The sequence below is a fragment of the Eubacterium ramulus ATCC 29099 genome (genome assembly GCF_000469345.1).
In the GTDB taxonomy this organism is placed as follows: Bacteria; Bacillota; Clostridia; order Lachnospirales; family Lachnospiraceae; genus Eubacterium_I; species Eubacterium_I ramulus.
Genome location: NZ_KI271096.1, coordinates 130,291 through 150,112, shown reverse-complemented (window position 1 = coordinate 150,112; position 19,822 = coordinate 130,291). Strand labels below are relative to the sequence as shown.

The 19,822-nt window shown below is 44.8% G+C and carries 20 protein-coding genes, 1 tRNA gene and 2 other RNA genes; 4 read left to right on the top strand and 19 right to left on the bottom strand.

The annotated features are described in order from the left end of the window. Positions 1-23 precede the first annotated feature (23 nt). From HMPREF0373_RS03855 to HMPREF0373_RS03840, 4 genes are all read left to right on the top strand, one after another. The gene (locus tag HMPREF0373_RS03855) at positions 24-674 is read left to right on the top strand and encodes a LytR/AlgR family response regulator transcription factor (protein ID WP_021738296.1); all 651 of its coding nucleotides are present in this window, start codon (positions 24-26) and stop codon (positions 672-674) included. Then, entirely contained in the window at positions 671-919 is a 249-nt protein-coding gene (locus HMPREF0373_RS03850; protein WP_044962749.1) for a hypothetical protein, read from the top strand. Before HMPREF0373_RS03855 ends, HMPREF0373_RS03850 begins: the two co-directional genes overlap by 4 nt. Beyond that, on the top strand, positions 906-1,229 hold the full coding sequence (locus HMPREF0373_RS03845) for a GHKL domain-containing protein (RefSeq protein ID WP_081695194.1): 324 nt from the start codon (positions 906-908) through the stop codon (positions 1,227-1,229). The genes HMPREF0373_RS03850 and HMPREF0373_RS03845 overlap by 14 nt, the downstream gene beginning before the upstream one ends. 96 nt (positions 1,230-1,325) lie before the next feature. Next, positions 1,326-1,399: transfer RNA gene (locus tag HMPREF0373_RS03840), tRNA-Met, on the top strand. A 254-nt stretch (positions 1,400-1,653) separates the two neighbouring features. On the opposite strand, the gene HMPREF0373_RS03835 is transcribed toward HMPREF0373_RS03840, so the two are convergent. From HMPREF0373_RS03835 to HMPREF0373_RS03755, 19 genes are all read right to left on the bottom strand, one after another. After that, a complete protein-coding gene (locus tag HMPREF0373_RS03835) occupies positions 1,654-2,340 on the bottom strand; it encodes a J domain-containing protein (protein ID WP_021738292.1) in 687 nt (228 codons plus the stop codon). Further along, positions 2,337-3,182: a DUF5685 family protein gene (locus HMPREF0373_RS03830; protein ID WP_044962746.1), complete on the bottom strand. Its 846-nt coding sequence runs from the start codon at positions 3,180-3,182 to the stop codon at positions 2,337-2,339. Before HMPREF0373_RS03830 ends, HMPREF0373_RS03835 begins: the two co-directional genes overlap by 4 nt. A gap of 102 nt (positions 3,183-3,284) precedes the next feature. Beyond that, positions 3,285-3,725 carry a hypothetical protein gene (locus HMPREF0373_RS03825; RefSeq protein ID WP_049946805.1) on the bottom strand — a complete coding sequence of 147 codons (441 nt, stop codon included), beginning with the start codon at positions 3,723-3,725 and terminating at the stop codon, positions 3,285-3,287. Between the two features lie 142 nt (positions 3,726-3,867). Then, positions 3,868-4,382: RNase P RNA component class A (gene rnpB, locus HMPREF0373_RS15945), an RNA gene on the bottom strand. 49 nt (positions 4,383-4,431) lie between these two features. Next, positions 4,432-6,096, bottom strand: coding sequence for a nucleoside kinase (locus HMPREF0373_RS03820; protein WP_021738289.1), 1,665 nt, complete (start codon positions 6,094-6,096; stop codon positions 4,432-4,434). Then, the gene (locus tag HMPREF0373_RS03815; protein ID WP_021738288.1) at positions 6,077-6,808 is read right to left on the bottom strand and encodes a tRNA (adenine(22)-N(1))-methyltransferase; all 732 of its coding nucleotides are present in this window, start codon (positions 6,806-6,808) and stop codon (positions 6,077-6,079) included. Before HMPREF0373_RS03815 ends, HMPREF0373_RS03820 begins: the two co-directional genes overlap by 20 nt. A gap of 1 nt (position 6,809) precedes the next feature. Continuing rightward, complete coding sequence (gene rpoD, locus HMPREF0373_RS03810; protein WP_129899575.1) at positions 6,810-7,919, bottom strand: RNA polymerase sigma factor RpoD; 1,110 nt, start codon at positions 7,917-7,919, stop codon at positions 6,810-6,812. Between the two features lie 65 nt (positions 7,920-7,984). Further along, positions 7,985-9,769 carry a DNA primase gene (gene dnaG / locus HMPREF0373_RS03805; protein ID WP_021738286.1) on the bottom strand — a complete coding sequence of 595 codons (1,785 nt, stop codon included), beginning with the start codon at positions 9,767-9,769 and terminating at the stop codon, positions 7,985-7,987. 53 nt (positions 9,770-9,822) lie between these two features. After that, entirely contained in the window at positions 9,823-10,830 is a 1,008-nt protein-coding gene (locus HMPREF0373_RS03800) for a deoxyguanosinetriphosphate triphosphohydrolase (protein WP_022035511.1), read from the bottom strand. A gap of 201 nt (positions 10,831-11,031) precedes the next feature. After that, positions 11,032-11,706, bottom strand: coding sequence for a uracil-DNA glycosylase (gene ung / locus HMPREF0373_RS03795; protein ID WP_021738284.1), 675 nt, complete (start codon positions 11,704-11,706; stop codon positions 11,032-11,034). Between the two features lie 19 nt (positions 11,707-11,725). After that, complete coding sequence (hisF, locus tag HMPREF0373_RS03790; protein WP_021738283.1) at positions 11,726-12,487, bottom strand: imidazole glycerol phosphate synthase subunit HisF; 762 nt, start codon at positions 12,485-12,487, stop codon at positions 11,726-11,728. Then, positions 12,487-13,107: an imidazole glycerol phosphate synthase subunit HisH gene (gene hisH, locus HMPREF0373_RS03785; protein ID WP_021738282.1), complete on the bottom strand. Its 621-nt coding sequence runs from the start codon at positions 13,105-13,107 to the stop codon at positions 12,487-12,489. The genes hisF and hisH overlap by 1 nt, the downstream gene beginning before the upstream one ends. Positions 13,108-13,125: 18 nt before the next feature. Further along, the gene (locus HMPREF0373_RS03780; protein WP_021738281.1) at positions 13,126-14,595 is read right to left on the bottom strand and encodes a sensor histidine kinase; all 1,470 of its coding nucleotides are present in this window, start codon (positions 14,593-14,595) and stop codon (positions 13,126-13,128) included. Between the two features lie 155 nt (positions 14,596-14,750). Continuing rightward, complete coding sequence (locus HMPREF0373_RS03775; protein ID WP_021738280.1) at positions 14,751-15,425, bottom strand: response regulator transcription factor; 675 nt, start codon at positions 15,423-15,425, stop codon at positions 14,751-14,753. A gap of 259 nt (positions 15,426-15,684) precedes the next feature. After that, positions 15,685-16,029, bottom strand: a transfer-messenger RNA (tmRNA) gene (gene ssrA / locus HMPREF0373_RS16320). Positions 16,030-16,226: 197 nt separating this feature from the next. Then, positions 16,227-16,694: an SsrA-binding protein SmpB gene (smpB, locus tag HMPREF0373_RS03770; protein ID WP_021738278.1), complete on the bottom strand. Its 468-nt coding sequence runs from the start codon at positions 16,692-16,694 to the stop codon at positions 16,227-16,229. A gap of 43 nt (positions 16,695-16,737) precedes the next feature. Further along, positions 16,738-18,861: a ribonuclease R gene (rnr, locus tag HMPREF0373_RS03765; protein ID WP_021738277.1), complete on the bottom strand. Its 2,124-nt coding sequence runs from the start codon at positions 18,859-18,861 to the stop codon at positions 16,738-16,740. Positions 18,862-18,958: 97 nt separating this feature from the next. Further along, positions 18,959-19,201, bottom strand: coding sequence for a preprotein translocase subunit SecG (gene secG / locus HMPREF0373_RS03760; RefSeq protein ID WP_022035508.1), 243 nt, complete (start codon positions 19,199-19,201; stop codon positions 18,959-18,961). Between the two features lie 176 nt (positions 19,202-19,377). Then, a complete protein-coding gene (locus HMPREF0373_RS03755) occupies positions 19,378-19,812 on the bottom strand; it encodes a threonine/serine exporter family protein (protein ID WP_021738275.1) in 435 nt (144 codons plus the stop codon). Positions 19,813-19,822 lie beyond the last annotated feature (10 nt).

Here is a 19,822-nt window from a genome sequence, read left to right as displayed (position 1 = left end):
GGAAGGAGAATTCTTGCTAACTTTTGTTAAAATCCAATCAGGAAGCAGCTACTATCACGCTGTACAGCAGCAGTGAAAGCCTGAGTTATGACATCGAAGAAGGGCATTTCTTTGATCTGATCCTGACCGATATTGAAATGCCGCATATGAATGGCATGGAATTATCCGCAACGATCCGAACGTATCTACCTGGTGCGCTGATCATCTTCATTACTGCTTACACAAAATATGCACTGGATGCCTTTGAACTGTCCGCATTCCGTTACATTGAAAAAGAAATGCTTCCGGAAAAACTGCCAACGGCCATAAAGGATGCTTTTCGTATTCTTCATATGCAGACTGATCAGTATTATCCGCTCTCCAATACGCGCATGTATCGGAAATTATTACTGAAAGACATCTTATATATATCCCGCGAAGGAAAAAACAGTATTTTTCATCTAACAAACCAGACCGAGATAAAAGAACGTAAAAGTTTAAATCCAGTTATGGAAGAACTAAACAGTTCTGATTTTGTTTTTGCTGACAGAGGCATCATCGTAAATCTGATCCATATCGTATCTATTCAGGATACCATGATTGAATTGGATAACAGTGAATTTCTTCCTGCCAGTCTTGCACGTATCAAAGAACTCAAATTACTGCTGCAAAAATTATGGAGGAATTCTTTATGACAACATTCTTCATGATATCCGGTTACGGCTTTACCGTACTGAAAGTATTTATATTTTTTATATTGCTGCATGCCGTTTATCCTACGTTCAAGTACCGGTACGCGCTCCTTATTTCCTGCGTTGCGGCACCATTTTACACACAGATCAATGACTATCTGCTCTATACGATGTTCTCCATTTTGCTGTACATTCTGATTCTTTTTATCGTTGGGTGCATTTTAGTTCGTAAGAATTTTACTGGATAATGCCATCGAAGCCGTCGCAAAACTCCCGGAACAGACATCCTCATTGAAGATCCGTATCCAGAGCATCAAGAAATTTGTAATCATCGACATTTCCAATCCATCCAGAGAAATCAAATTTACGAATGACGGACTTCCACGAAAAACTCGCAGATCATCTTTTCACGGCTGGGGACTGCATAACGTAACGCAGGCCGTAGAAAAATACAATGGAACCATTCAATTTGAATATAAAGACGGAATGTTTACCGCGTCTGCAATGCTGTTCTTTCCGCAAAAGCTAAGAACGAAAGAAGCAACGGCGAAGGAATGAGACGAACATAAAAAAGGTTGGAAGGTGGATTGAGAAAAAAATGTAAAAAACTGTTGACAAATCCCGCCACTTCATGTATAGTAAAGGAGTTCGTGTGGCGAGATAGCTCAGTTGGCTAGAGCATGCGGTTCATACCCGCAGTGTCGAGGGTTCGAATCCCCCTCTCGCTACTTCTGAAGACCTGTTGGAATTTCCAACAGGTCTTTTTTTGCACTATCCTGCATTCAAGTCGAACGCACGTGAGACTTGGTGCGTGATTCTGGTCAGTGAAAGCGGATTGCGAATGTCCGCTTTACTCTCTGTGTAGACAGAAATCGGGATATCTTTTCTCCGAAAGCGATTGCTAGCTGAGGAGACAAGATATCCCGATTTCTTTTATAAAAATTAACGTTCCGCCACTGATCACTGTTCCACAGCCACAGTCTTAAAATGGCCGAAAACAACAGCAATTCAAAAACATCATAAATCCACACCAGATGGCACACATCCGTGACAGTCCGGATACCGGTCTCTGATAAGCTGATCCCATGTTCTGATACCAGGTACCGCCGAACTGCAGATTCTGCAAAAACTGCCGATATTCCATATTGCTCGGTTCCATAGACACCGCCTGCTGTGCATGCTCCTGTGCCGCCACATTATTACCGGCTCCCTGATTTGCCACTGCAGAGAAGAAATACCATCTCGCACTGCGCTGTCCGGCCGGAATATCATTCAACGCATGCAGTGCTTCTTTATAATATCCGTTTCGGATATAGTTCAAAGCTGCCTGCATATTCACAGAATCATTCTGCTGGGAACGCTGTTCGCTCTGACCGTTAAAATCAAATCCACCAAAGCCGCCATAGCTGCCATATCCGCCGTATGCACCATACGGCCCCGACTGCGCACTGCTATTCTGGTAGCCTCCTGCATATCCCTGCTGTTTTTCTTTCATGATCTGCGTGTATGCCTGCTGCACTTCTTTAAATTTTTCTTCTGCGATCTCCGGGTGCGGACTGTTGACATTTGCATCCGGATGATACTGTCTGCTTAGTTTTCTATATGCCTTTTTTATCTCTTCATCAGTAGCACCGGGCGATACTCCCAGTACTTCATAAGGATTTCTCACTGAGATTTCCTCCTCTTTTTCTTCTTTGCCTGTACATACTCGTATTTTGACCATACACCGGAGTACAGAATATTCCGGATAATCGATGCATGCTGAAGAATCGGAAGCCGCTCAAAGGATTTGGAACACTCCGACATCATACTGGTCAGGATCAGTTTGCTCAATGTCTCAAAATCCTGCGGACTGTTTTTTACCATGGACTCAAAAGGATTATACTCTTTTTTCCGCAGATCTTTTTCCAGATCCTCGTAGGCATCCATCAGATAGATGAACTTGCCCATGTAAAATCCCAGGCAATGTAATTCTTCGGACCAGATATCATCCTTCCATGCAAAAATTTCACCCAGCATTTCACCGGTGAGACCTGCGATCGCATCCAGATTCGTTTCCCGCTTATGCTCCAGCATATTCAGTTTTCTCATGTAAGCTTCCACTGCCTCTGCCTGTCGCGGATATTTATGCGATATCCGTGCATAATCCTTTTTCAGCATCATGGACATCACATGCTTCGGATAATTTTTCTCGTCCTGCCAGTCATCCAGCAGATTGTGGTAAGACAGCAGCACGTTCATGTCAGAGGCATACTGTGTCACCTCATTGATATATGCGATTTTCTTTTTCCCAGGATGCAACGGACAGAAAAATTCTTCTTCCTTATTCTCCAGTTCATACAGACCGGACAGCAGAATAATCAGGAACGTCATGTCATAATTCAGCAGCACCTGCCCTTTGACCCCACTGCTCTTACGCAATGCCTGACACAATCCACAGTAGTAAGACTGATAATCTTTTCTGTCTTCCTCCGAAAGTCCTTTTCGATTCACATAAATATATCCAAACATGATCATACTCCTTGTATTCTCATTTTTCTTTTCGCATTTTATCCAGCTTTTTCTTCAAGCATTTTGCCATTTGTATCCCAACATTCGATTTAAGCGATTTCTCTAACTTCTCTTTACAAACTCTGTATGGCATTTCGGACAGGTAATACAGATTTTTCCTTTTCCTTTCGGCACTCGCACCTTCTGCGCACAGTTCGGACATGCAAAAAAACGATAAATCTTTTTCTGCTCATGATGTGCTTTCCGCTGCGCCTGCTTCTGTGCAAAACTTGCAGAACCACCGGTTCTTCCCTTTTTAAAGAAACATACGGCACGATATCTGAAATTCATATATTTCTGATTTTCAGCTGCACGTTTTGAAATATTTTTGGAAAACATACGATAATAGCACCAGAACAGCAGTGCCAATGCGACAATCTCGACGATTGGTCTGCGGATAAACATAGAAACTACCAGAATGATCAATGCAATCGTTGATAAAAAACGATTGAGCTGATCCATACCATAACGTCCATACATAAATTGTTGAAAACGATTTCTCACCTGTAACACCTCAGTCTTTTTATTTAATAAAGTCCCTGTTTCAGAACCGATAACCTTATGTTACAGTTTGTGCAAATTGATGTCAACAAACCTATTGTCTTTTCACAAACATTTTAGAAAAAGTTAATAGAACAAAAAATACAATTCAAGCAAAACGATAAGCCGGGTTATGTCGTGAATGATCATCTATCCAGGATAACTGTTGCCAGTTACCTCAAGCGACCTACCTAAAGCTGGCGGGCCACGTCAACGCTTTGTTTCGGTCTTGCTTCGGATGGGGTTTACATGTGCCCCGACTGTTACCAGCCGGGCGGTAGTCTCTTACACTGCCATTCCACCCTTACGTTAACAATGAGCAATACACAGAATCCTGTTTTACTCCGCCATGCGGTCTCTCAAATTGCTGCGCAATTTTCGATACACGGCATTCGCCGTATCCATCCCCGGATTCATCCTGTTTTCTCTGTAAGCAAGCTTACTCGAAAATCTGCTGAATCCGTGTCTGCGCATGGCTCATTGCTAACGCGGTATCTTTCTGTTGCACTGTCCTTGGAGTCACCTCCACCGGATGTTATCCGGCATCCTGCCCTATGAAGCCCGGACTTTCCTCACCTGCGGTCTTTCGACACTTGCAGCCGCGATCATTTGTCTTACTTGAATTGTATTCTTTTCACTTAAATTATGCTGTTACCTTTGTATGACGTTACTACACATGAAAACAGCTTCCACCGATAAATTCTCTCAGAATCGAATTGTGCCCGATATTCTCTCCCGGTACCGGAAGAAAATAATCCAGGAACTTCAGCAGACGTTTTGCTTCCGGATATTCCGGGCAGTCTGCATCGATGGAAAAGAGCAAAGGCTCCGCATATAATTTTAACACAGATAATTCATAAATCAAGGCCGAATTGAACATTACGTCCGCTTCTTCCTGATATGGAAAGATATTTTTCTCTTCTCCACGCCGTACAGAGTTCCAACGCGTCAGTGTTTCCCTGGCAGAAGTGTTTCTGGTGCGGGCATCCCGTACCATACGACGGATCAGCCGTCCGTCCGCAGTGGACAGATTATTGTGATCATCAATGTTTAGCTGTGTCAATGCGCTGATATATATCTTATACTTGTTTTCTTTTGGCAGTTCATAGGAAAGTTTTTCATTCAATCCGTGAATGCCCTCAATCACCAGAACATCCTCCGCCCCGAGTTTCAGCGGTTTTTGACGGTATTCCCGGTGACCGGTTTTGAAATTAAACACCGGAAGTATCACTTCTTTTCCCGCCAGCAGATCTGTCATACACTGATTAAACAGAGGAATGTCCAACGCTTCCAGACATTCAAAATCATACTCACCATTTTCATCCAGCGGTGTCTCTTCTCTGTTGCAATAGAAATCATCCAAAGAAATTGGATGTGGTTTCAGACCATGTGCCGTCATCTGAATGGATAAACGATGGGAAAATGTTGTTTTTCCGGAAGAAGAAGGTCCTGCGATCAACACAAACTTTTTCCTGCGGTCTGCTGCAATCGTCTCAGCGATATCACCGATTTTTTGCTCCATGTAGGATTCCTGCACCAGGATCATATCCTGGATCCGGCCGGCTGCGATTACATCATTGAGTTCCCCCACTGTACGGATTCCCATATCAATGCCCCACTGGGCAGAATCATTTAATGTGTTGAACAATTTATCGGTTACTTCAAAGTCCGCCACTTTCCGTGTTTCTTTTCCCGGAAACATCAGCATAAATCCATTCTGGTACGGAATCAGATCAAAATATTTCAGATAACCGGTGCCAGGCACCATATAGCCATAATAGTAATCCGGGAATTCCTGCAATTCATATACATTCACTCTGGAACTGCGGCGGTAGCGCATCAGACGGACTTTATCCATTCTTCCCATCTGACGAAACCGTGCAGATGCATCCTGCGTGCTCATATTATATTTAACGATAGGAAGATCTGCTTCCACAAATGCCTGCATCTTCTCTTTCAGAGCCTGCAACATCTTCTGATCCGGGACACAGATGGCATCCGCATGGCGGAATTCACAGTAGTAGCCCTGACCAATGGAATGCTGGACAAGAAGCTCCAGGTTCGGATACAGCTTCCATGCCGCTGCCTCCATCAGAAGCGTCACACTTCTCCGGTAAGTATCTCTGCCCGGTTTTTCGGCAGTGGTGATAAATTCCAGTTCTCCGTCCCTGAGTACCGACTGATGCAGCTCCCGCAGATCCTGCTGGAATTTCACCAGCACAATATCATTTTCCATCTGTGACTGATATTCATCTGCAATCTGCTGAAAGGTTGTCTCCCGCGGATATTCCCGCTCTGTTCCCTGTATCGTAATCTTACACATCTGCTGTTTCATATCTTTTCAACGCCTCCAGAATCAATTGTCTTTTTTCCTGTACCTGCGCCATACGGATCGTAATCCGCTCATTCTCCGGCTGCGCTGCAAGCTGACGGCAGACCGTATCCACGGTCTGTAATTCCCGCTGCAACCATTCTTTCAGCACCGGATGTTTTTTCTGTAATAATACAGGACCAAAGGCATCTTCCACCTGCACCTGAACTGTCTCTTCTCTTTGATCAGATGCTGTCTCCTGCACCACCTTCATCATCGGATAATACTTTCCGTCCTCCAGGATCATCTCTTCTTCCAAAATCCGGAATCCATGTGTGCGCAGATAGGCTCTTACCTGCGCAATTTCTGACTGTGGCTGCAGGATCAGTTCTTCACTGCCGGTCAGTGCATGTGTGCCCTGGGATAATATCTTCATCACCAGACCACCACCCATACCGGCGATCAGTATCGTATCTGCCTCTCCCGGCTGCAGCGCAGTCAGTCCATCCGACAGACGCGTCCTGATCCGGCTTGAGAGTCCCTGTTGTTTGATATGGGCTGTTGCCTGCTGCAGCGGACCTTTTCCGATATCCATAGCTATGGCAGAAGGAATGATTCCCGTCTGACACAGATAAATCGGTATGTATCCATGATCCGTTCCGATATCAGCCAGACGATGCCCATTCGATACCAGACTGGCCAATGCAGATAACCGGTTTGATAAACGAATCGCCATATTAATCCAGATAATCCTTCAGCTTTCTGCTGCGGCTCGGATGGCGTAATTTCCGCAGTGCTTTTGCCTCGATCTGACGGATACGTTCACGGGTAACGTTGAACTCTTTTCCAACTTCTTCCAATGTACGCGCACGGCCGTCATCCAGACCAAAACGCAGACGAAGCACTTTCTGCTCACGGTCTGTCAGTGTGCTTAAAACTTCCACCAGCTGCTCTTTTAACAGTGTGAATGCTGCTGCATCTGCCGGAACCGGCACATTGTCATCCTGAATGAAATCACCCAGGTGACTGTCTTCCTCTTCACCGATCGGAGTTTCTAAAGAAACCGGCTCCTGGGAGATTTTTAATATCTCACGCACACGGTCTACCGGCATATTCATTTCCTCTGCAATTTCTTCCGGAGTGGGTTCACGTCCAAGTTCCTGCAATAACTGTCTGGACACCCGGATCAGTTTATTGATCGTCTCAACCATATGCACCGGGATACGGATGGTACGTGCCTGATCGGCAATCGCACGGGTAATCGCCTGACGGATCCACCAGGTCGCATAGGTACTGAATTTATATCCTTTTCTGTAATCGAATTTCTCAACGGCTTTGATCAGACCCAGGTTACCTTCCTGAATCAGATCCAAAAACAGCATACCTCTTCCCACATAACGTTTTGCAATACTTACAACCAGACGGAGGTTTGCCTCTGCCAGACGTTTTTTCGCCTCCTGATCACCAAGTTCCATACGTTTTGCAAGTTCGATCTCTTCCTCCGCAGTCAGCAGCGGAACTTTTCCGATCTCTTTTAAATACATACGCACCGGATCCTCAATGCTGACACCATCCGGTACAGACAGATCGATTTTCTCTACTTCTACATCATTATCTTCGTCATCAATCAGGATATCGTCATCATCGTCTGTAATACGAAGGACATCGACATGATTTGCCTCCAGGAAATCCAGAATTTTATCAATCTGCTCCGGACTCAGGGCAAAATCCTTGAAATGGTCATTGATTTCCTGATACTCGAGCATATTTTTTTTCTTTTTTGCCAGTGCAAGCAGTTCCTGAAGTTTTGCCTGGAATTTTTCTGCCCGCTCTGCTCTTTCTCTCATTTTCTGATCGTTTTTCTCTGCCATCTTGTTCATCCTTCCATGTTTTTAGTCTATATAGTTTGTCCTCAATCTAATGAAATATGCATTTTCTGTAGCTGCGCCAGCTGCTTTTTATCTTCGATCAGCCGCTGCAGGCCTGCCAGGTCTGTCGGCTCCAATTTTCCGGAGCGTACATCCATACTGTTTTTCTTAATCCTGAGGATCGTTTCTTTTAAAGCTTTCTCTTTCTCCTGACGGGTTTCCACCGGATGCAGGCGTGCGTGAAACAACGCCGCTGCCTCCCGTTGCTGTTCCTCGTCCGTAAAGCGGCTGATGATCTGTGCCGGATTGATTTCCCCTGCGGCATGCTGCTCGTACAGTACTTTTGCCACATCACGGAAAATCTCCTCTGTAAAATCATCGGGACTGATATAGCCCTTCGTCAGATCAAACAGGCGCTCATCCTCGATCAGCCAGGTCAGAAACAGTCGCTGGGACTGCTTCATGCCATCTTCTTTCTTCTTTCTGTCATTCACTCCGCTCTTTAACGGAGCACGTTCCCGCTCTCTGGTCAGCCCTCCACGGGTTCCCTCGGAACGGACCACCGACCGCAGTTGCTCAAAACCGATCTGGTATTTTGCTGCCACAGCCTCAATATAATTTTCCCGTTCCAGTTCTTCCTCGAAATTCAGGATTTTCCGGGCAACGGCATAAAAAAACTTTGTCTTGCTTTCCGGATCAGCCAGATCATAATCCCGCTCCAGCATCCGCACTTCAAACATAAAACTGTTTTCCGCTTCATCGATCCGCTTCTGATATTCTTCTGCCCCAAGTGCTTTGATAAATTCATCCGGATCCTTATAAGGCCGCATATTAATGACCTTCGCCGTCAATCCTGCTTCTTTCAGAATCGGAATGGCCCGCAGGGCAGCTTTTACTCCGGCACCATCACTGTCAAAGGTCAGGTATACTTCCTTCGTATAACGCTTCAGCAGATTGGCATGACCGGATGTAAAGGACGTTCCAAGAGATGCCACTGCATTGTCAAATCCAGCCTGATGCAGGGCAATCACATCCATATATCCCTCACACAATAAAATATGCGGTCTCCGGGATGACCGGGCAAAATTCAATCCGTACAGATTCCGGCTCTTGTCAAAAATCATGGTCTCCGGCGAATTCAGATATTTCGGTTCTCCCTCGCCCATGACACGACCCCCAAATCCGATGACCCGGTTATTTGCATCCATGATCGGAAACATCGCTCGGTTCCAGAATTTGTCATGACCACCCCGGCGTTCATCAATGGTAACCAGACCACTGTCCTTAAGCAGTTCATCTTCGTAGCCCTGCTTCTTCAGATATTGATACAGATCATCGCTGTATTTATTGGAATAGCCCAGTCCGAAATGCTGCATGGTTTCTTTGCTGAGTTTACGCTCTTCAAAATATTGTAACGCATGAGATCCCTGTGGACTGCGCAGCAGCATATAGAAATATTTTGCCGCTACTTTATTTATTTCCAGGAGCCTGCTCCGCCGATCTGCGGCTTCCCGCTGGGCGGCAGACATCTCCTGCTTCGGAAGTTCAATGCCTGCCCGATCCGCCAGACTCTGCATTGCCTCCTGAAATGTAAAATTTTCATATTGCATCATAAAGGTGAATACGTTCCCGCCTGCGCCACAGCCAAAACAGTAATACATCTGTTTGCCCGGTGAGACAGAAAAGGACGGTGTCTTTTCATTGTGGAAAGGACAGAGCCCAAAATACGTGCTTCCCCGTTTCTGAAGGCGCACATAACCGGAAATGACGTCTACCACATCATTTCTGGATCGCACTTCTTCAATCAGTTCATCGGAATAGTAAGTCATAATACCTTCCTTTTTACTTCAATCTTTATACCTGTCATTGCCATCCGGACAGATCAGTAAACCTGCCAGGATTTCGGCATAAAATACTCACTGTATTTGGCCAGTGCATATTGATCCGTCATTCCTGCGATATAATCACAGACCACCCGGTCATTTTCTTCGCCGTCCTCCAGCATCTGCAGATAATATCCAGGCAGCAGGTCAATATGCTTCAGATAATACACAAACAAACGTTCCAGAAGTTCCTTTGCTTTCGTCTCCTCACCCTTTGCCACCGGGTTCGTATAGACATTCTGAAACATAAACTGACGCAGCCCCTGCATAGCCTGCGCCACATCCGGTGACATACAGATTTCATTCTTTTCCCAGCTCTGTTCGATAATGTCATGAATCAATGTATTCAGACGCTCCTGCGTGGAAAAACCAAGTACTTCCCGATATTTAACCGGAATGTCTTCTTCCTGCAGCACCTGAGCCCGGATTGCATCATCAATGTCATGATTAATATATGCAATTTTATCAGATAAACGCACAATCTTGCCTTCCAATGTAGACGGCATCAGGCTGATCTGATGATTTAAAATACCATCCCTGACTTCCCAGGTAAGGTTCAGCCCCTTCCCTTCTTTTTCCAGCTTTTCCACGATCCTGACACTCTGCTCATTGTGTCTGAATCCGCCGTTACACAGTTCATTCAGCATTCCTTCTCCAGCATGGCCAAAAGGTGTGTGCCCCAGATCATGTCCCAATGCAATCGCTTCCACCAGCGATTCATTCAGGCGCAGTGCCTTTGCAATAGTTCTCGCATTCTGTGACACTTCCAGTGCATGGGTCAGCCGTGTCCGGTAATGATCCCCCTGCGGTGACAGAAATACCTGCGTCTTGTGCTTCAGCCGCCGGAAAGATTTGCAGTGCAGGATCCGATCCCGGTCACGCTGAAAAACCGGACGAATATCGCATTCCGGTTCTTCTCTGTCCCGCCCTCTCGAATCCTGACTCAGCATCGCATAAGAGCTTAAATATGTACGTTCTGATAATTCCAACTGTTCACGAATTGTCATACGATGGTTATACTCCCTGTATCTTGTTACAAGATTTCATGTTCATTTTGCCTGTAAAGCATAAATATCCTATTTTATATATTCCGTGTAATTTTCCTGTTTCCTTTTTTCTTTTTATTTTTTAATATTTTTTCTTACATCCGGCTACTGACCAGATAGATGCATAACCCATAGTGATGCTTCTGTCCGATTCCAGCGAGATCACACATCTTCAATCTGCCAGTCGATCGGCGCAAGTCCGTTTTTCTCCAGAAATGCATTGGTCTGGCTGAAATGCTTACAGCCGAAAAACCCACGGTACGCAGACAACGGACTCGGATGCGGTGCCTCCAAAATCAAATGTTTCGGATTATGTAACATACTTTTCTTCATCTGCGCCGGACGTCCCCAGAGCAGAAATACAATCGGACGATCCTGTGCATCCACGGCACGGATGACTGCATCTGTAAACTGCTCCCAACCGATGCCGCGATGGGAATTTGCCTGGTGTGCGCGCACTGTCAGTACTGTATTCAACATCAGCACTCCCTGCTTTGCCCATTTTACCAGATATCCGTTGTTCGGAATCCTGCATCCCAGATCATCCTGCAATTCCTTATAAATATTCACCAGTGACGGTGGCACCTCCACATCCGGTTTTACAGAAAAGCAGAGTCCGTGCGCCTGTCCGTCATTATGATACGGATCCTGTCCAAGGATCACGACTTTGACATCTTTTAATGGTGTCAGATGAAAGGCATTAAAGATATCATCCGGATTTGGAAAAATCTGTCTGCTCCGGTATTCTTCCAACACTTTCTTATATAAATCTTTGTAATATGGTTTCTTAAATTCTACTTCCAATGGCTGCTGCCAGTCATTTGTAATTGGTGGCATGTACTTTCTCCCCCTTTGTTTAACGGCGTACAGATACCCCTTTGTCTGCCAGATATTTTTTCAGATCCATAATCTCCAGTTCTTTATAATGGAATAAAGATGCTGCCAGTGCCGCATCTGCTTTTCCTTCCGTCAGAGCCTCATAAAAATGTTCTTTTGTACCTGCTCCACCGGATGCAATCACCGGAATGGATACATTTTCTGCGATCAGACGGGTCAGCTCCAGATCATATCCGGCTTTCGTTCCATCACAGTCCATACTGGTCAGAAGGATTTCCCCTGCTCCTAGTTTATCTACTTTCATCGCCCATTCCACGGCATCGATACCCACATCGACTCTGCCGCCGTTTTTATATATGTTCCAGCCGCTGCCATCTTCTCTTCTGCGGGCATCAATGGCAACTACGACACACTGACTGCCGAATTTATCTGCCGCATCTGAAATCAGATGCGGTGTATTAATGGCGGAAGAATTGATGGAAATCTTGTCTGCACCTTCCCGCAGTAATGCACGGAAATCATCTACGGTACGGATACCACCGCCCACGGTAAACGGAATAAATACATTTTCCGCTACCTTCCGTACCATGTCTACCACAGTATTTCTGGCATCGGAAGAAGCAGTGATATCGAGAAATACCACTTCATCCGCACCGGCTTTATCATAAGCTGCCGCAATCTCCACCGGATCACCGGCATCTCGCAGATTTACAAAATTGACCCCTTTGACCACGCGGCCGTTATTGACATCCAGACATGGAATAATTCGTTTGGTAAACATTACGCGCGTCCTCCTTCCACTCCGGCAAAATTTTTCAAGATCTGCAATCCTACCGTACTGCTTTTTTCCGGATGGAACTGGCAGGCAAACAGGTTGCCCTTTTCCACGGAAGCATGGATGCAGGTACTGTAATCCGTCGTTGCGGTCACAATACCCGGCTCCTCGGCATGCAGATAGTAAGAATGTACAAAATATACATATGGATGTTCTTCCAGCCCTGCAAATAATCTTCCGTTATTATGAAAATCCAGGGAATTCCAGCCGATATGCGGAATTTTCAGTCCTTCTTTGTCTGGAATCCGGCTGATTTTTCCTTTCAACAGACCAAGACCTTCCACATCCGGGCTTTCTTCACTACACTCAAACAACAATTGCAGTCCAAGACAAATTCCAAGGAATGGTGTCTGCTTCTCATTCAGTTCCCGTATCACTTTGTCAAGTTCCAGACGCTTCAGATTCGCCATGGCATCACCAAATGCACCCACGCCCGGTAAAATAACTTTATCTGCATTCAGAATTGTCTGAAACTCGCGGGTAATAACGCTTTCCTCTCCGATGTGCGCCAACGCTTTTTCCACGCTCTTCAAGTTACCTGCGTCATAGTCAATAATTGCAATCATCTTTTTTACTCTCCTCTTTTATTTTGTGGCAAGTTCCATCCAGAACTCCACGCCATCTTCATGGTTGATGACACCACATCGCTGGTGAAAAGAATCCATAATGGCTTTTACGATGGACAAACCGATACCGCTTCCACCGTACTCCCGGGTTCTCGCCTTATCCACTTTGTAGAATTTTACCCAGATTTTCTCAATATCTTCCTCCGGGATTGGCTGTCCGGTATTAAATACACTGACACGCAATTTATCTTCTGAACGTGTGTAGAACACACGAATCAGCTTTTCTCCATCTGCATGGTTGATGGCATTACTCATATAGTTCGTAATCACTTCTTCCACTTTGAATTCGTCACCCCACACCCAGGCTTCCTCTGAATTTTCCAGTTCCAGACGGATACCCTTCTGCTCCATGAGGATTCTTGTGGAATTTGCCACACCACGGATCAGTTCTGTCATATCAAACCGCTCCATGATAACCTGATCATTGCCAAACTCCAGCTGATTCAAAGTCAGCAGTTTTTTCACCATACGGTTCATTTTATCCGCTTCGTCAATGATAACTTCACAATAAAATTCACGGCTTTCTGCATCATCATTAATACACTCCTGCAATCCTTCCGCATAACCCTGGATCAATGCCAGCGGTGTCTTCAGCTCATGGGACACGTTAGACAGAAATTCTTTTCGCATCTCATCAATCTGTATCTTTTTCTCAATATCATCCTGCAGTTCCACATTTGCTGTCTTCAGTTCTGAAATCGTCCGTTCCAGATTCTCAGACAGGCGGTTGATGTGGTTTCCCAGTTCCTCCACTTCATAACTGTTGGACTGATCACTTTCATATTTTGCATTGAAATCCAAATCCACCATCCGCTTGGAAATATCCGTCAGCTGCTGCAATGGTTTCGTGATATGTCTTGTCGTGAAAAATGCCACCAGGATACTTGCCACAATGGCAGCTGCCCCGGCAAACAGAAGAAATCTGTTCGAAATTGCCGCACTTTCCCGGATGCTTTCCACCGCAGTACGCATCAGTACCATATCTCCGTTTTCCAGTACACCTACCAGAACAAGATACTCCGAATCCAGACGGGTATCTGTCTTTTTCAATAACTGATACTGCTTGTTGGAATACAGCACTTCCATTTTATCCCCGTGCAAAAGAACATCCCAGAATTCCGTCCGTAATGCATCCAGATCATTCACAGAAGAACGCAGTACCTTTCCGTCCTGCTGCAGGATCAGTGCCATAATATTTCCATTGGAGCACAGATTATCAAAGGTAACGGCAAACTCGTCCGATTCCAGTTCGTTCTGTGCACTGGCATTGGAAATTGTCTGATAGTTTTCCATCAGAACTTCTTTTTTATTGTGCATGTAATAACGCGGCAGCAATGTCGTATTCAGTACCCAGCAAAGCAGGATTGCACCTGCTACCAACAGACTGACAATGGATGTAATTTGCCGCGTCAGTGAATGTTTTTTCATACTACTTCTTATCCTTTAATTTTTCAGACCATATGGGGATGCTTTTTTAAACTGCAAATTTATATCCCATGCCCCATGACATATCAGCTTGTCTGATATGGGCGTGCATGCGCATAGCTTGACCATCTGGTCCCGGACCATATGGGGCTGTTTTTTTAAACTTCAAATTTATAACCCATACCCCATATGGTCTTTATATATTCTCCTTTATCACCCAGCTTGCTGCGCAGCTTTTTCACATGTGTATCGATCGTTCTTGCATCGCCAAAATAATCATAATTCCATACATGGTTCAGAATCTTTTCACGGGAAAGAGCAATACCGACATTTTCCATAAAATAAGTAAGCAGTTCAAACTCTTTGAAACTCATTTCAATATTTTTTCCGTCTATGGTAACGGTATGTGCATTTTTATCCAGGCAGATACCGCCGACATTCAGACTACCTTCCATATTCAGCTGATTGGTCCGGCGTAAAATAGCCTCCACCCGGGCCACCAGGATTTTCGGTGAAAACGGTTTTGAAATATACTCATCCACACCCAGTTCAAATCCCATCAGTTCATCGCTCTCATCACTTTTTGCAGTCAGCATAATGATCGGTACTTTGGAAGATTCCCTGATTTCACGGCACACTTCCCATCCATTCATTTTCGGCATCATCACATCCAGAATAATCAGTGCAATGTCTTTGTCATCATAAAATAAATCCAGTGCTGCCTCACCGTCTCCGGCTTCCACAACATCAAAATCATGCTTTACCAGAAAATCACGCACCAGTTTGCGCATTCTGCTCTCATCATCAACTACAAGAATTTTTAATCTATCCATCCCGACTTCCTCCGGTTTTCTACCATATGATTTACATCTGATCTTCCGTTTTTAAAACAGAAGATTCTTTTTATCATTCAAAGTATATCTGATAAATGTGTCTATTTTATGGAAAACACAAGTTAAACCACAGTTACTATTTTTTCTCGTGCAAGTACGCATTGCCTGCACAAAATGCTTGTTCTCTGACAGAAAATCACCGAGATTTTCGGTCAAACAAAAAACGACACCTGAAAGCACGATTGCTTTCGGTGTCATTTTATGGAGATGAGGGGAATCGAACCCCTGTCCGAAATTCCAGCCACCGTACTTCTACGAGCGTAGTCACTGTATTAACATTCCCTCCGCCGAACACCCAGTAACCGGTTTTCGGTTTCAGTAGCTTCATATTACGCCCTTATACGCAAAGCTTTGTATAAGTCGTTTCCTGCATGGTCGATGCCTGGATCCGAAAGTGCAGGTGCTCCCGGTCAGACAAGCTGCAACTTAGGCAGCCAGTGCTAATTTATTATTATCAGCGTTTATATTTAGATTTGAAATTTAACGCATTTCATACGGCTCGCTTCTCCGGCTTTTAAAACCCCGTCGAAACCAGTACATCCCCGAATTTCTTCGGCGGATCATGCCAGTTATCAGATCTTTATCATTCTGATCTTTGTTATTATATGAGATTTCTTTCGGTTCGTCAAGAGAAAAGCATCCCTTTAAACCAACAGTTTACCTTTACTGAGCTAAAAAAAGTGTTTCATTTGTGTCCTGTTTCTGAGTAAAAATTTAAAAGTGACATTTGCCAAACCGGCATTAATACAGATTTTTCACTTTGAATTCCCGTTCCACTTCACGCCGCTGATCTTTTTTTGCAATGTCCTGACGTTTGTCGTACAGTTTTTTACCACGGGCAAGACCGATTTCTACTTTGATCAGATCACCTTTGATATAAACTTTCAGTGGTACCAGCGTGTAGCCTTTTTCTGCAATTTTTCCTGCCAGTTTGTTAATCTCATATTTATGAAGCAGCAGTTTCTTCGGACGTAACGGATCACGATTGAAAATATTTCCTTTCTCATAGGGACTGATGTGCAATCCATAAGCTATTACTTCCCCGTTTTCAATTCGGATGAAGGATTCCTTGACACTGCATTTTCCCATGCGCACAGATTTTACTTCGGTTCCATGCAGTGCTACACCTGCCTCGTATGTCTCATCAATAAAATAATCGTGATAGGCCTTTTTATTATTTGCAACTAATTTGTATCTGTCTTTTCCCATAAGTTTTCCACCTTTACTAAACCTTCAGCCGGAAGCCAAGTTTTTAAGATTCCACCAATTCAAAATCTATTCTGCGCACCAGTTTGTCCGTACCGATCACACGGATTTTTACAGTCTGTCCAAGCTTATAGCTCTTACCGCTGTTCTCACCTACCATCTCATAGGTACTTTCTACATAATTGTAGTAGTCTCCACGCAAAGTGGTCACATGCACCATGCCCTCCACCGTATTCGGCAGTTCCACATACAGCCCATAATTTGTAATGCCGGAAATGACACCTTCGTACTCGTTTCCGATGCGGCTCTCCATATATTCCACTTTCTTCATCTTGATCGTCTCACGCTCTGCCTCATCCGCACGACGCTCCAGCTGACTGGTCTGCTGTGCTACCTCTGGAAGAATTTTCCAGTAATGTTCGATCCGCTTCTCATTCATTCTTCCCCGCAGGTTGTCCTTGATGATCCGATGGATCTGCAGATCCGGATAACGACGGATCGGTGATGTGAAATGGCAATAGTACTGGGCCGCCAGTCCGAAATGCCCCACACACTCCACGCTGTATTTTGCCTGCTTCATGGAACGCAGTGTCAACCGCGAGATCAGCCCCTCCACCGGAGTGTCCTCAATCTTTGTCAGCAGTTTCTGCAGTTCCTTCGGATGCACCTCATCAGAACCGATATGGATATTGTATCCGAAATTATTGATAAACGTACTGAGTTTTTTGATTTTTTCTGTATCAGGAACTTCATGGGTACGGTATACAAAAGGCAGTTCCTGCCAAAAATAATCCTGCGCCACGGTTTCATTAGCCGCCAGCATAAAATCTTCGATGATCTTCGTGGCTGGATTGCGGTCATACGGTTTGATTTCCACCGGATGTCCCTGTGTATCCAGGATTACCTTGGTCTCCGGAAAATCAAAATCAATGGAACCACGTTTCCGGCGTTTTGCACGAAGCAGATCTGCCACTGCCTTCATATCGAAAAACATCTGTACAAACTCTTTATACTCTTCGGTTTTCTCCGGATCCTTCAACGTAATGATCTTATTTACATCTGTATAACTCATACGCCGATCCACATTAATGACTGACTCCGCGATGCGATGATCTACAATGTTTCCTTTCCCGTCGATTTTCATAATACAACTCAGTGTCAGACGGTCTTCTCCCTGATTCAGCGAACAAATTCCGTTAGACAACGTATGTGGCAGCATCGGGATCACACGATCTACCAGGTACACACTGGTACCACGCTTTAATGCTTCCACATCAAGCGCACTATGTTCCTGCACATAATTCGTCACATCTGCGATATGCACACCAAGCTGCCAGAAATCCCCTTCTCTGGTCAATGTCACCGCATCATCCAGATCTTTGGCATCCTCACCGTCGATGGTAACGGTCTGCCAGTTCCGCAGATCCATACGCCCTGCCATATCCGCAGATGTCACATCCTTTGCCACTCGTTCTGCCTGATTCAGCACTTTCTCCGGGAATTCCATCGGTAATCCGTAAGCTCTCACCAGAGAAAGGATATCGGTTCCCGGATCATTCTCATGCCCCAGGATTTCGATAACTTTTCCTTCCGGTTTTTTGCCACTTCCACCATAAGACGTCAGTTCCACTACTACTTTATGTCCGGTGACTGCACCCTTGGAACGCTCAGCCGGAACAAAGATATCCATATTGATCCGTGGATTGTCCGGGCGGACAAAACCAAAATTTTTGCTTTTTTCAAAGGTTCCAACGACCGTTTTCAGTCCGTGTTCCACAATTTTTACTACTTTTCCTTCCCGACGTTTTCCACTGGAAGGAACCAGTGCGATCTGCACTACATCATCCTGGATTGCACCATTCGTGCTGCTCTCCGGAATAAAAACATCTTCTGTTTCGCCCTCAACGGTAACAAAGCCAAAGCCACGGGCATGAGCCGTAAAGACACCGGTAAGATTCGGACTTGTTCCCTTCGTATATTTTCCTTTCGATGAAACTTCGATCTTGCCCTCTGCCACCAGTGCATCCAGCACTTCCTGCAATTCGTGACGCTGAGCTTTCGGCACATTCATCAGGATGGCCATCTCTTTTGCCTTCATTGGTACATAAAACTCATCACAGATCAGTCCGTATACCGTCTGTTTTCTCTCTTCTAATAATTCTCTTCTCATAATTTTCTATCCCCCGAAAAAACGTTTCCATATCTTTTCCTGAATAAGGCAAAAACAAAGTAAAAGGCTGTCGATAACGACAGCCTCTTAGGTATTCTTACTGAAAACGTCCAATTGTCAGTACTGCGGAAATGATAAGGAAGAGTGCCAGAAGAACTCTTGTAACCTTAACAAGCATTCCTTCCATGGAACGTCCTTTATTCTTGCTCCAATAAGTATCGGCGGAACCGGTTAATGCTCCCAGTCCATTGTTCTTACCTTCCTGCATTAATACGATAACTGTCATGATAATACTTAATATAATAAATACGATCTGTATGATTGTTCTTGCGATTTCCACTGTATCCACCTCCCACGGTTAAACTTCTTAAATGTCCTAAGACACCCATAATCATCTGATATGATAGCATATCTGACTCTAAAAAGCAATTATTTTTTCAATTTAACCCATTAAAACTGTACATTTAACCTCAACTATGTTCAGAGCACACGCATCATTCGCAGACAGAACGGTAACTACCACAGGCTCCGAAACCATTTATTCGGAATTACAAAGACACATACGATACCAAGCACAATGGCTGCCACCGCCTTAAAAGTCTCCAATCCGCTGCTCATGGCTGCCGCTGCATCTCCGATCATAATATCGTAGATTGTATTATAAATACCGATGCCGGGGACGATAGGAAAGATCCCGGATATCATAAATACGTTCGACGGCACTTTTCGCCAGACAGCAAACAACCGTGCACAGAATACGATCACCACAGTTGCCGCAAAACATGCCAGTGTATTGGAAAAGTAAAACTTCACCAGCAGATACACCAGCCATCCCAGGGTTCCTGTCAGTCCACAGATGATATACTGTTTCTTCGGCACATGGAATAGTACGGAAAATGCGATAGTTGCCAGAAATGCTGCAGCCAGCTGTCCGATTGCATTAATCAGCATATTGATTTCT